The sequence below is a fragment of the Vogesella oryzae genome, assembly GCF_902829295.1.
GTDB classification, from domain to species: Bacteria; Pseudomonadota; Gammaproteobacteria; order Burkholderiales; family Chromobacteriaceae; genus Vogesella; species Vogesella oryzae.
Map to the genome: position 1 here is coordinate 76,514 of NZ_CADEPL010000018.1, position 12,154 is coordinate 88,667.

Here is a 12,154-nt window from a genome sequence, read left to right on the forward strand (position 1 = left end):
GATCAGATAGTGGCTTTCAGATAGAACATGGTGGTCGGGCTGTGCGGGCCGTGCTCGTCGGCAAAGTCGAACTCCACCGGGCCGCTGGCGTCGCGCGCCACGGTGAGGAAGCCCAGCCCGGCGCCCTTGCTTTCGGCATCGTTGTCGGCGCGCAGCTTCTGCTTGTACAGCTGCTTGATGTCGTCGTTGCTCATGCCCAGCAGCGGTGCCAGCTTGTCGCGGATGCGGTGCGTCTGGTTGCGGTCCACCGGATTGGCACACACCACGTAGAACTGGCCGCCACGCTCCCCCACCCACAGCGCGCCGCGGCGGATTTCGTGATCGTCGCTATCGGAAGCGGTCAGGTGCTCGGCGGAGTAATGCACCACGTTCTGCGCCATCTCGATGAACACCGAGAACAGCTTGCGGCGTTGCACATTGCTGGCATCGGTCTGGTTCAGGCGCAGCCGCAAGGCATCGGCCATGGCGGTAACGATGGCCTGCGAGAAATAGCCGGTGTAGAAAAAGACCACGCTTTCATCGCGGGCCAGGTTCTGGAAACGGTAAAAGGCGTCCAGGCTCATGCGTGCTGCTCCGTGAAATGCATGCCGAACAGACTGACGTCGTCGCGGCGGCTGTTTTCGCCCTGCCAGTGGTGGAAGGCATCCAGTAGCGCCTGGCGCTGTGCCGCCATCGGCTTGTGGGCGTGTTTGAGAATCTGTTCCTTGAAGCGCTTCTTGCCAAAGCAGATGCGCTTGGGGCCGCCGATCTGGTCGATAATGCCGTCGGTGCTGATATACAGCCGGCTACCCGGCTTCAGCTTCACGCGATGGTTGTCCCACTCGTAGTCCAGCGGCGTGGACACATAGCCCACCCCCTTCTTGTTGCCATCCACCACCGTCACCTCGTCCGCGCCGCGCGGCAGCACGAAGATCGGCGTCTTGGCACCGGCAAAGGTCAGCGTATGGCTGGCGTTGTCGTACCAGCAGAAGGCGCAGTCCATGCCGTCGTCGGAGCGCACCTCGATGTTCTCGCCCGGTTTGCGCTCGTCGGCCGACAGCTGGCCCAGCGATTCCTTTACCTGGCGGTTGATGTGCGACAGCAGCGCCGCCGGGTTGTGCAGATCGTAGGTGCCCAGCACCTGTTTCAGCGCCGACGCCATGATCAGCGTCATGAACGCCCCCGGCACGCCGTGGCCGGTACAGTCGATCACCGCCACAAAGAAGCCGTCGTCGCGTTTCACGAAGTAGTAGTAGTCGCCACCGACCACATCGCGCGGCTCCCATGCCATGAAGTAGTCGCTCAGGCAGGCCGCCATGTCGCGGCGCGAGCTTTGCAAGAACGACTGCTGGATCACCGAGGCATAGTTGATGCTGTCCATCATCTGCTGGTGCTTCTGCGCCTGCTGGTCGGCCAGCGCCTGCACCAGCGACACCCCCAGCCCGACACCGGCATAGCCGCCGTCGACGGTGATCAGAAAGCCATCGGACAGCACCTTGTCGCCACGCGACAGCGCCAGATAGGACAGCTCGGTGAGCGGCAGGTGGTAGTCCACCACCAGCGGGTTGGCATCCATGAACGCGGTACACGGCTTGCGGCCGAAAATCTCGCGGTGGAACGGCCGTGCCAGCATGCTCATGAAATGGTTGCGGTTGATGATGCCCAGCGGCGCGCCATCACGCACCACCGGCAAATTGGACAACTCTGGCTGGCTGGTGAACAGCTCCAGCACCTGGTAATTGCTGCTCTCCGGTGTCACTACCGGCGGGCTTTGCAAAAGATGACCGGCTACCTGGGTTACGGCAGACAGCGCGGCACGATCGCTATGCATGGTGTGTTCCTGCGTCAACAAACAATGACGGCAGTGTAGGCAGACAGCATTACTGTCAGGTGACGGCAATTTGAAATCACTGTTAAACAGAATCCAACGAATCCACTACCATTAATAAGCTGTACCGCGGGTATTGCAGATAATCCAGTGACAAACCGGTACGCTGCCTTATAGTCGGCCCCTTACCATTCACTCGTCATCACGCCATGCGTCACTACGCCCTGCTGCCCTTGTTGCTCGCGCCCTTGTCCAGCGCCCATGCGGCCAACTGTGACGGGTTGCCCGCGCTGGCAGCCCCCGCCGCGCGCGGACTGTGCGCCGGCATTGTCGCCGACGGCCTGGTGCAGCCGCGCGGCATCGCCCTGCTGGCCGATGGCAGTGTGCTGGTCAGCGAAATGGTGCGCTGGGATGCCGCCGCCGGCCGCCTGTTGCGCTTCAGCCTGCAGGACGGTCACTGGCAGCGGCAGACACTGCTGCGCAAACTGGATCGCCCGCACAGCGTGGCGCAACTGGCTGACGGCAGCATCGTACTGGGCGAGGTTGGCCGCATCAGCCGCTTTACCCTGAACAACCCGGCCCAACGCCAGACACTGGCTACCCTGCCAGATCGCCAGCGCCACCCGCTAACCAGCTTCACCCTCGCCGGCAATACGCTGTACGTGAACATCGGCAGCAGCAGCAACAACTGCGAACAGGCCAACCCGGCCGAGCGCCGGGCCGGACAATGCCGGGAAGCGGAAGGCGACCAGGCGGCCGGCGTGGTGCGCCGCTACCGCTGGGACGGCAGCCGGCTGCAGTATCAGGGCATTTTCGCGCGAGGCCTGCGCAACAGCATGGCAATCGCGGTACACCCGTCCGGCAGCGTGCTGCAGGTAGAAAACAGCCGTGACGGCATCCAGCTGCCGCTGGGGCTGCCCGACGACAACGAACTGCCGCATGACGAACTCAACCTGCTGCGATCCGGCCGGCATTACGGCTGGCCCTACTGCTACGACAACGCCGTGGCGGCACCGGAGTTCGGCGGCTACGCTTGCCGCCAGACAGAAAAACCGCTCCGCCTGCTGCCGGCACATGCCGCGCCGCTGGGTCTGGCCTGGTGGCAAGGCAGCATGGCACCGGCGGCGTGGCGCGACTGGCTGGTGATCGGCTATCACGGTTATCGCCAGCACGGGCAGCGCGTGGTCGCCCTGCCTGCCGACGCGCAAGGGCTGCCGCGCGGTCCGGCTGTCACCCTGCTGGGGCCGTGGCGCGGCAAGCATGGCCCGGCCGGACCGGTGGAAATCAAGGCCGCCGCCGATGGCAGCCTGTGGTTTACCGACGACCGCAACGGCCAGTTGCTGCGACTGGTTGCCGCCCGCCACTAGCACATTGCCGTCGGCATATCCGGAGCAGATAATGCTCCCTCGCCCTTTCTGGAGCCCCGCATGATTGATCACACCGGCATCATCGTCAGCGACCTGACCGTCAGCAAAGCTTTCTACCGGGCGGCACTGGCCGCCATCGACTACCAGCTGCTACTGGAATTCAGTGCCGCCATCACCGGCCACAGCGATGTCGCCGGCTTCGGCGAACCACCCAAGCCGGATTTCTGGCTCAGTCATGGCACGCCGAACCAGCCACCGCTGCACGTGGCATTCCGTGCGGCCAACCGCCAGCAAGTCGATGCCTTTTACGCCGCCGCACTGGCCGCCGGCGGCCGTGACAATGGCGCCCCCGGCCTGCGTCCGCACTACCATCCGGATTACTATGCGGCCTTCGTGCTGGACCCGGACGGCCATAATATTGAAGTGGTCTGCCACACCCCGCCCGCCGCCTGACAGGAGCCGCACCATGTCCGTTACCACTGCCTGGCTGGTCGCCAGTGCCCTGCTGCTGGGCGCCGAGATGCTTACCGGCACCTTCTACCTGCTGGCCATTGCCTGCGGAACCGCACTGGGTGCCTTGCTGGCCTGGCTGGATGCCGGCTCCAGCCTGCAACTGCTGGCTGCTGCTGCCGGCGCCGCACTGGCGGTATTGCTGCTGCAGCGCTGGAAAGCGCGCCAACCCGCCGCGCCAGCGCCGCAGGATGACGACATCGGCCAGCACGTACACATCGTGCGCTGGCTGGACGGCAACCACGCGCGGGTGCAATACCGCGGCAGCGAATGGAACGCCGAGCTGGCGGCCGGCGAGAGCGCCAGCCCTGATGCCAGCTGGCAGATCGCCGGCCGCCAGGGCAGCGTGCTGCTGATCCGTGCCCGGGCACACACCGACTGATTCCCCCTTACCAACCGACTGGAGCTGTCATGGAATTCGCCTTCACCCTGCTACTGGTGGCCATCATCTTCGCCATCAAGTCGTTCAAGATCGTGCCGCAACAGAATGCCTGGATCGTGGAACGGCTGGGCAAGTTTCACGCCGTGCTCAACCCCGGCCTGAATATCGTGATCCCGTTTGTCGACCGCGTGGCCTACAAGCACAGCCTGAAGGAAGTGCCGCTGGATGTACCAAGCCAGGTGTGCATCTCGCGCGACAATACCCAGCTGGAAGTGGACGGCATCCTCTACTACCAGGTGATGGACCCGCGGCTGGCGTCCTATGGCACCTCCAATTACGAGCTGGCCATCACCCAGCTGGCGCAGACCACGCTGCGCTCGGTGATCGGCAAACTGGAACTGGACCGCACCTTCGAAGAGCGCGAGGAAATCAACCGCGCGGTGGTCAACGCGCTGGACGAGGCGGCGATCAACTGGGGGGTGAAGGTGCTGCGTTACGAAATCAAGGACCTGACGCCGCCGGAATCCATCCTGCACTCCATGCAGCAGCAGATCACCGCCGAGCGCGAGAAGCGCGCGCGCATCGCCCAGTCCGAAGGCGTGAAGCAGGAGCAGATCAACCTGGCCACCGGCCAGCGCGAAGCCGACATCCAGCGCTCCGAAGGTGAAATGCAGGCCGCCATCAATGCCTCCGAAGGCGAACGCCAGGCCCAGATCAACCGTGCCGAGGGCGAAGCCGCCTCTATCCGCCTGGTGGCCCAGGCCAATGCCGAGGCGCTGGTGCTGATCGCGCAGGCCATCGGCCAGCAAGGCGGCAGCGATGCCGTCAACCTGAAGCTGGCCGAGCAGTACATCAAGGCCTTCGGCAACATCGCCAAGACCGGCAACACCATGCTGCTGCCGGGCAATGCCGCCGATATCGGCGGCGCCGTCGCCAGCGCCATGCGCGTGATCGAGCAGGTAAAAGGCAAGGCCTGAGCCACCGCCACGTGCGGCCAACCCGTGCGCGAACGCGGCACAAGGTTGGCCGCAAGGCGCCAGGCTGTTACACTCCCGCGCCTTGAATCATCAGCAAAGCCAAGTCATTGTGAACAAAGCCAAATTCTCCAGCCTCAACCTGTCTGACGCACTGGTGTCCAACCTCGATAGCCTGGGCTATCACAGCATGACCGCGATCCAGGCCGCCAGCCTGCCCGCCATCCTGGACAACCGTGACGTGATCGCACAGGCCAAGACCGGCAGCGGCAAGACGGCGGCGTTCGGCTTGGGCCTGCTGACCAGCATCAACCCGCGCTGGTTTGCCATCCAGGCACTGGTGCTGTGCCCGACCCGCGAACTGGCCGACCAGGTGGCACAGGAAATCCGCCGCCTGGCACGCTGCATCGACAACGTGAAGGTAATCACCCTGTGCGGCGGCACGCCGATGGCACCGCAGCGCGCCTCGCTGGAGCACGGCGCGCACATCGTGGTCGGCACCCCGGGCCGGCTGCAGGATCACCTGTCGCGCGGCACGCTGGAGCTGGGCGGCGTCAAGACACTGGTGCTGGACGAGGCCGACCGCATGGTGGACATGGGCTTCATCGAGGAAATCGTCGGCATCGTGCGCGCCTGCCCGCGCCAGCGCCAGACGCTGATGTTCAGCGCCACCTACCCGGACAACATCCGCAAGCTGGCCGAGCAGTTCATGAAGCAGCCGCACATGGTGCAGGTGGAATCGCTGCACGACGCCGGCAAGATCGAACAGTGGTGCTACGAGATCGATCCGGAACAGCGTCTGGACGTGGTGGCACGCATCCTGCAAAGCGTGCGGCCAACCTCGGCGCTGGCGTTCTGCAACACCAAGCAGCGCTGCAAGGAGCTGGTGGAAGCGCTGCAACAGGCCGGCTTCTCCGCCATCGCACTGTACGGCGAACTGGAACAGCGCGACCGCGACCAGGTTCTGGCACGCTTCGCCAGCAAGAGCGCCACCGTGCTGGTGGCCACCGACGTGGCCGCGCGCGGCCTTGACATCAAGGAGCTGGATCTGGTGATCAACGTCGACGTGGCACACGATCCGGAGGTGCACATCCACCGTATCGGCCGTACCGGTCGTGGCGACAAGCACGGCCTGGCGCTGACCCTGGTCAGCCCCAGCGACGCGCGCCGCGCCTCGGCGATCGAGGAATACCAGAAGGCCGACCTGGCCTGGGAAGATGTTGCCGATCTGAAACCGGCACCGGGCGGTGCCTTGCTGCCGCCGATGGTGATGCTGGAAATCGCCGGCGGCAAACGTGACAAGCTGCGCCCGGGCGACATCCTTGGCGCGCTGACCGGCGAAGGCGGCCTCACCGCCACGCAAGTGGGCAAGATCACCGTGTTCGAGTTCAACACCTTTGTGGCACTGGACCGCCACATTGCCGAACAGGCATTCGACCGCCTGTCGCGCGGCAAGATCAAGGCCAAGCAGTACAAGATGCGCCTGCTGGACTAAGTCCGCCATCGCCACGCTGCCGCGCCGCCCTGCCTGGGTGCCGCGGCATTTTTATTGTCCGCCGTGCCGCACCTGCTGCCGGCCTCCCCCGCAAGGCACACCATGAGCATCAAGCTGGACAAGGCCCGTCGCGAGCAGGCCATCGCTTCGCTGCAACGCTATACCGCGGAAAATTTCGACGAGCCGCCGGGCCGGCTGCAAAACGAGGCGCTGCTGGATTTCCTGCTCGCCGAAATCGGCCCCGCCATCTACAACCAGGCGGTGCGCGACGTGCAGCAGCGCCTGCAACAGAGGGTCATGGAAGTGGACAGCGAAGTTTTCGCAGAAGAATTCGGCTGGTGGCCGGCGCAGCGCAAGCACTGAGCATCGCACTACTTCAAGGCAAGGTTGGCCGCAGCAAGCGCCGGCGGCCAACCTTGTTGCCTTACCCGCCGCCTGCACGCCTAACGGCAGCAGCAACAAAAACAGCCTGACATCGTCAGGCTGTTTTGTCGTACGGTTTGCTACTTACTTGCGGGCCAGCTTGGCAAACGCTGCCGCCATCGCGCCACCACCCAAGTCCTGCGGCGCCTGCTGGCGCGGTTTGCCGCCACCACGCGGTTCGCTGCGACCGGCACCGCTGCGGCTGCTGCTACCCGGCTCGTCGTCCAGACGCATGGTCAGCGCGATGCGCTTGCGTGGCACATCCACCTCCAGCACCTTGACCTTCACCACCTGGCCAGCCTTCACCACCGTGCGCGGGTCGTCGACAAACTTGGTGGACAGCGCCGAAATATGCACCAGCCCATCCTGATGCACGCCGATGTCGACGAAGGCGCCGAAGTTGGCGACGTTGGTCACCACGCCCTCCAGCACCATCCCCGGCTGCAGGTCCTTGATGTCCTCCACGCCGTCCTGGAAGGTGGCGGTTTCAAACGCCGGACGCGGGTCGCGGCCCGGTTTTTCCAGTTCCTTCAGGATGTCGATCACCGTCGGCAAGCCGAAGCGCTCGTCGGTGTAGTCACTCGGACGCACCGTCTTGATGAAGCTGATGTCGCCGATGATGTCCTTCACCGCGCGGCCGGTCTTGGCGACGATGCCTTCCACCAGCGGATAGGCTTCCGGGTGCACCGAGGAAGCATCCAGCGGGTTGCTGCCGCCCATGATGCGCAGGAAGCCTGCCGCCTGTTCGAAGGTCTTGTCACCGAGGCGGCTCACCTTCAACAGCTCGCGGCGGCTCTTGAAAGCGCCATTGGCGTCGCGGTGTGCCACGATGTTGGCCGCCAGCGTGCTGTTGAGGCCGGAGACGCGGGTGAGCAACGGCACCGAGGCCATGTTCACGTCCACACCCACCGCGTTCACGCAGTCTTCCACCACCGCGTCCAGGCTGCGTGCCAGCTGGCTCTGGTTCACGTCGTGCTGGTACTGGCCGACGCCGATGGATTTCGGATCGATCTTCACCAGTTCCGCCAGCGGGTCCTGTAGGCGACGGGCAATGGACACCGCGCCGCGCAGACTCACGTCCAGGCCCGGGAATTCCTTGGCCGCCAGCTCGGAGGCGGAATACACCGAGGCGCCGGCCTCGCTGACCACGATCTTGTTCATGCCCAGCTGCGGGAAGGCGCGGATCAGCTCCTGCGCCAGCTTGTCGGTTTCGCGGCTGGCGGTGCCGTTGCCGATGGCGATCAGTTCCACCTTGTGGCGAGTACACAGCGCGGCCAGAGTCGCCAGCGAACCGTTCCAGTCGCGGCGTGGTTCGTGCGGATAGATGGTGGCGGTATCCAGCAGCTTGCCGGTGTTGTCCACCACCGCCACTTTCACGCCGGTGCGCAGGCCCGGATCGAGGCCGAGGGTGGCGCGCGGGCCGGCCGGCGCGGCCAGCAGCAGGTCTTTCAGGTTGGCCGCAAACACCTTGATCGCCTCGGCATCGGCAGCGTCCTTGATGCGCGCCATCAGCTCCAGTTCCAGCGACAGGAAAATCTTGGCGCGCCAGGTCAGACGCACGGTGTCCAGCAACCACTTGTCGGCGGCGCGGCCGGCATCCTTGATGCCGAACTGCGCGGCGATGCGCTCTTCGTAGGCAGAGCGCTGCGTCAGCGGGGTGTCGTCCGGCTGGTACTTCAGTGCCAGGCTGAGCACGCCCTCGTTACGGCCGCGCAAGAGCGCCAGCGCGCGGTGCGACGGTGTGGTCTTCAGCAGTTCGCGATGGGCGAAGTAGTCGGCGAACTTGGCGCCTTCCTGCTCCTTGCCCTCCAGCACGCTGGCAGCCAGCTCGGCTTCGTTCCACAGCTTGTCGCGCAGCTGGCCCAGCAGCACGGCATCCTCGGCGAAGCGTTCGATCAGGATGGCACGCGCGCCGTCCAGCGCCGCCTTGGTATCGGCCACACCCTTGGCATCGTCGACGTAAGCCGCGGCCAACGTTTCCGGTACTTGCGTCGGGTCGGCCAGCAGGCTGTCGGCCAGCGGCTCCAGCCCGGCTTCGCGCGCGATCTGCGCCTTGGTGCGGCGCTTGGGTTTGTACGGCAGGTACAGGTCTTCCAGCGTGGTCTTGTTGTCGGCGCCATAGATGGCGGCCTCCAGCTGCGGCGTCAGCTTGTCCTGCTCGGCGATGCTTTTGAGAATGCTGGCGCGGCGGTCGTCCAGCTCGCGCAGATAGCCCAGGCGCTCGCCCAGGGTACGCAGCTGGGTGTCATCCAGCCCGCCGGTAACTTCCTTGCGGTAGCGGGCGATGAAGGGAATGGTGGCCCCCTCGTCGATCAGGTTGATGGTGGCGGTAACTTGCGCTTCGCGGACATTCAGCTCGGTAGCCAGGCGGCTGGCGATACTCTTCAACATGCGGCGTGGTTCTGTACGAAAAAACGGAAGCCGCTACTGTAACGGCATACGCCGGAAAAGCAAGCCGGCGGGCGCGGAAAACAAAAAAGCCCGGCTAAGCCGGGCCTGTGGCAACGCCGCCCGGGTTTACACCGCCACCGGACGCAGCAGCCACGCCTGTGCCTCTTCCACACTGTCGAAATACTCGGCATGGGTATGGGTGAGCAGGCCGGAAATATGCGCGGCGAGGTTGATCCACACATCGTTGCGCACGATGGCGAAGCGGCCGAAGGTGTTCTCGTGCGCGCGCATGAAACGCACTTCTTCCAGCGCCATGTCGAGGGTAAAGTCCTTCAGGCCGGACAGGTCCAGCAGCACGTCGGGCTTGCCGTGCTCTTCGGCACGCTTGAGCAACGCCTGTTCCAGCAGCTTGAAATCGCCGAGGGTGAACTCGTTGAACAGTGCGACATCCAGGCCATACTCCTGCTCGCGGATGGAAATCATGTCGTGCTCCTTTCTGGATAACGGCAACCAGCCCCCTTGTGAGCGGCGCCTACGGTCATTCTTACTGCATTTTAGCGCCGGCCGGCCAGAATACCGCTGAGAATAATCAAACTCATGGCCGCCAGCTCGCCGATGCTCAGCACATGGCGCCAGACCAGCACGCCGAACAGCGCGGAAAACACCACGGTGAGATAGGACAGATTGGCCACCAGCAGCTTGCGGCCAACCTTGTAGGCGCGGGTCATCGCCAGCTGCGCGATCATCGCCGTCACCCCCAGCCCCAGCACCCACGGCAGGTTGGCCGCAGTCAGCGGGTGCCAGTCCTGCCCCAGCATCAGCAGCAGGCCGCCAAGGGTGGAAATCAGCGCGAAGTAGAACACCGTGCGCCACTCGGCCTCGCCGGCCTGGCCCAGTTCGCGCACATGCAGATACGACCAACCGGCCAGAAAGCCCGACAGCAGCCCGACTACCCCCGGCCACAGCCCCACGCCCTGCAAGGTTGGCCGCAGCAGCAGCGCCACGCCGGCAAAGCCCAGCACCATCGCCAGCAATGCCGGCCGCGCCAGTTTTTCGCGCAGCAACAGCACCGACAGCAGCGACAGGAACAATGGCGAGGTGTAGTTGAGCGTGACCGCGGTAGCCAGCGGCAGATGGCTGATGCCGTAGAAGTAGCACAGCAGCGACACATAGCCCAGCAGCCCGCGCTGCAGGTGGCGCGCCAGCAACGGGGTGGCGAACGACTGCCGCCGCAGCAGCGCATTGCCGCCCAGCAGCAGCACGGCAAACGCCGTGCGCCAGAACACCAGTTCCACCGTGCCCAGTGTGGCGGCTGCCAGTTTGACGAACACCCCCATCAGGCCAAAGCTGGCGGCGGCCAGCAGCATCCATAGCGCGCCGTTCATCGGCCGCCCCGGATCGCCAGCAGGCCGCAGGTGACGATCAGCAGCATGCCGGTCAGCGCCGAGGCCGCCAGAGCCTGCCCCTGGAACAGAACGCCCAGCAAGGCGGAGAACACCACGGTGAGGTAGGACAGGCTGGACACCAGATACTTGCGGCCAACCTTGTAGGCATGGGTCATCGCCAGCTGCCCCCACAAGCCGAACAGACCGACGGCGACCAGCTGCAGCAGCGATGGCCACGCCGGCAGCGAGAAGCCGCCACGCAGCAGCACCATCCCCAGCCCGAACAGCGAAGACAACAGGAAGAACCAGAACACGATCACCGACGGCTCCTCCCCCAGTTCGCCCAGCTCGCGCACATGGAATACCGCCAGCCCGGCACACAGGCCGGACCCGAGGCCGATCAGCCCCGGCAACCACTGGCCGGCGTTGAAGCTGGGCTGCAGCACAAAGCAGATGCCGGCAAAGCCCAGCACCAGCGCCAGCAGCACCGGCGGCGACAGCCGCTCGCCGCGCAGCAGTACGAAGCACAGCGCAAACGATAGCGACGAGGTGTAGTTGAGGGTAACCGCCGTCGCCAGCGGCAGATGCGCCAGCGCGTAGAACAGCATGGCCATCGACAGATAGCCCATCAGGCTACGCTTGGCATGCGCGCCGACATGCCTGGTGAACAGCCGCTCGTGGCGACTCAGCATGGTCGGCACCAGCACCAGCAGGCCGACAAAAGTGCGGTAGAACAATACCTCGAAGGAATCGAAACGCGCGCCAAGGTTGGCCGCAAAGAAACTCATCAGCGCGAAGCACAGCGCGGCCAGCACCATCCAGCCCGAGCCCAGGCGGGCAAACCACTGTCGCATGCTCAGCCTCCCTTGCCGCCACGCACCACCGAGGCACCCAGACACAGCGCGGCAAAAGCCTTGCGGTAGCGATGGAACTCGGAAGCGTTGGCCGCACAGTCGGCCAGCACGGCACTGCGGCCATCCTGCTGCACCACCCGCAGATGGCTACGCAGGATCCACAGGCTGTTCTGCACATACTCGCCTTCGCGGTATTCCAGCACCAGCCGGCCGGTGGCTCGCTGCAGCTGCACCTTGCCGGCCATCTCGCGCTCGCCCTGCGGCTTGCGGTAGCTGTCGGCCAGCTTGGCTATCGGCTCCTTGCCCTGCAGCCGTTCGCGCCACAGCCGCACGCTGACACCGCTGCGTTCGCGGTCCTCCAGCTGCGGCGGCAAGACGCGGATACCGCCACGGTTGTCCGGGCGCACCTTCCAGCCGGCAGGCAGATCGAAACTGATACCCAGGGCGGGATTACGGTACGGCGCCGCGTAGGCGGCAGAGGCAAGCAACAGCAGGACAGGCAGCAGGCAGTAACAGCGCATGGGGGGCAGTCGGCAACGAAAAAGGCGCGGAAAGCCCGCGCCTTT

General features: G+C 65.0%; 13 protein-coding genes. 6 read left to right on the forward strand and 7 right to left on the reverse strand.

Translation table 11 applies throughout. From position 1 onward, the window contains the following. Positions 1-2: 2 nt before the first annotated feature. Both HU218_RS07230 and HU218_RS07235 read right to left on the reverse strand, forming a co-directional pair. Positions 3-563 carry a SiaB family protein kinase gene (locus HU218_RS07230; protein ID WP_174874265.1) on the reverse strand — a complete coding sequence of 187 codons (561 nt, stop codon included), beginning with the start codon at positions 561-563 and terminating at the stop codon, positions 3-5. Then, on the reverse strand, positions 560-1,810 hold the full coding sequence (locus tag HU218_RS07235) for a SpoIIE family protein phosphatase (protein ID WP_174874266.1): 1,251 nt from the start codon (positions 1,808-1,810) through the stop codon (positions 560-562). Before HU218_RS07235 ends, HU218_RS07230 begins: the two co-directional genes overlap by 4 nt. 206 nt (positions 1,811-2,016) lie before the next feature. Between HU218_RS07235 and HU218_RS07240 the strand changes: the two genes are divergently transcribed. The 6 genes from HU218_RS07240 (at position 2,017) to HU218_RS07265 (ending at position 6,898) form a co-directional block, all read left to right on the forward strand. Next, a complete protein-coding gene (locus tag HU218_RS07240) occupies positions 2,017-3,174 on the forward strand; it encodes a PQQ-dependent sugar dehydrogenase (protein ID WP_174874267.1) in 1,158 nt (385 codons plus the stop codon). 60 nt (positions 3,175-3,234) lie between these two features. Continuing rightward, a complete protein-coding gene (locus HU218_RS07245; RefSeq protein ID WP_174874268.1) occupies positions 3,235-3,627 on the forward strand; it encodes a VOC family protein in 393 nt (130 codons plus the stop codon). A gap of 13 nt (positions 3,628-3,640) precedes the next feature. Further along, positions 3,641-4,066, forward strand: coding sequence for an NfeD family protein (locus tag HU218_RS07250; protein ID WP_174874269.1), 426 nt, complete (start codon positions 3,641-3,643; stop codon positions 4,064-4,066). A 29-nt stretch (positions 4,067-4,095) separates the two neighbouring features. Further along, positions 4,096-5,043, forward strand: a complete 948-nt coding sequence (locus tag HU218_RS07255) for an SPFH domain-containing protein (RefSeq protein WP_174874270.1) — start codon at positions 4,096-4,098, stop codon at positions 5,041-5,043. A 109-nt stretch (positions 5,044-5,152) separates the two neighbouring features. Beyond that, the gene (dbpA, locus tag HU218_RS07260; RefSeq protein ID WP_174874271.1) at positions 5,153-6,535 is read left to right on the forward strand and encodes an ATP-dependent RNA helicase DbpA; all 1,383 of its coding nucleotides are present in this window, start codon (positions 5,153-5,155) and stop codon (positions 6,533-6,535) included. 102 nt (positions 6,536-6,637) lie between these two features. Further along, positions 6,638-6,898: a DUF2164 domain-containing protein gene (locus HU218_RS07265; RefSeq protein WP_174874272.1), complete on the forward strand. Its 261-nt coding sequence runs from the start codon at positions 6,638-6,640 to the stop codon at positions 6,896-6,898. A gap of 144 nt (positions 6,899-7,042) precedes the next feature. Here the strand turns inward: HU218_RS07265 and HU218_RS07270 are convergent, their stop codons facing one another. From HU218_RS07270 to HU218_RS07290, 5 genes are all read right to left on the reverse strand, one after another. Next, positions 7,043-9,349, reverse strand: coding sequence for a Tex family protein (locus tag HU218_RS07270; protein WP_174874274.1), 2,307 nt, complete (start codon positions 9,347-9,349; stop codon positions 7,043-7,045). 126 nt (positions 9,350-9,475) lie between these two features. Further along, positions 9,476-9,832 (reverse strand): SpoIIAA family protein, encoded by a 357-nt coding sequence (locus tag HU218_RS07275; protein ID WP_174874275.1) that lies wholly within the window; start codon positions 9,830-9,832, stop codon positions 9,476-9,478. A gap of 71 nt (positions 9,833-9,903) precedes the next feature. Continuing rightward, positions 9,904-10,734, reverse strand: a complete 831-nt coding sequence (locus HU218_RS07280) for a DMT family transporter (protein ID WP_246210798.1) — start codon at positions 10,732-10,734, stop codon at positions 9,904-9,906. Continuing rightward, on the reverse strand, positions 10,731-11,588 hold the full coding sequence (locus HU218_RS07285) for a DMT family transporter (protein WP_174874276.1): 858 nt from the start codon (positions 11,586-11,588) through the stop codon (positions 10,731-10,733). Before HU218_RS07285 ends, HU218_RS07280 begins: the two co-directional genes overlap by 4 nt. Before the next feature lie 2 nt (positions 11,589-11,590). Continuing rightward, complete coding sequence (locus tag HU218_RS07290) at positions 11,591-12,109, reverse strand: hypothetical protein (protein WP_174874277.1); 519 nt, start codon at positions 12,107-12,109, stop codon at positions 11,591-11,593. Positions 12,110-12,154: the final 45 nt, after the last annotated feature.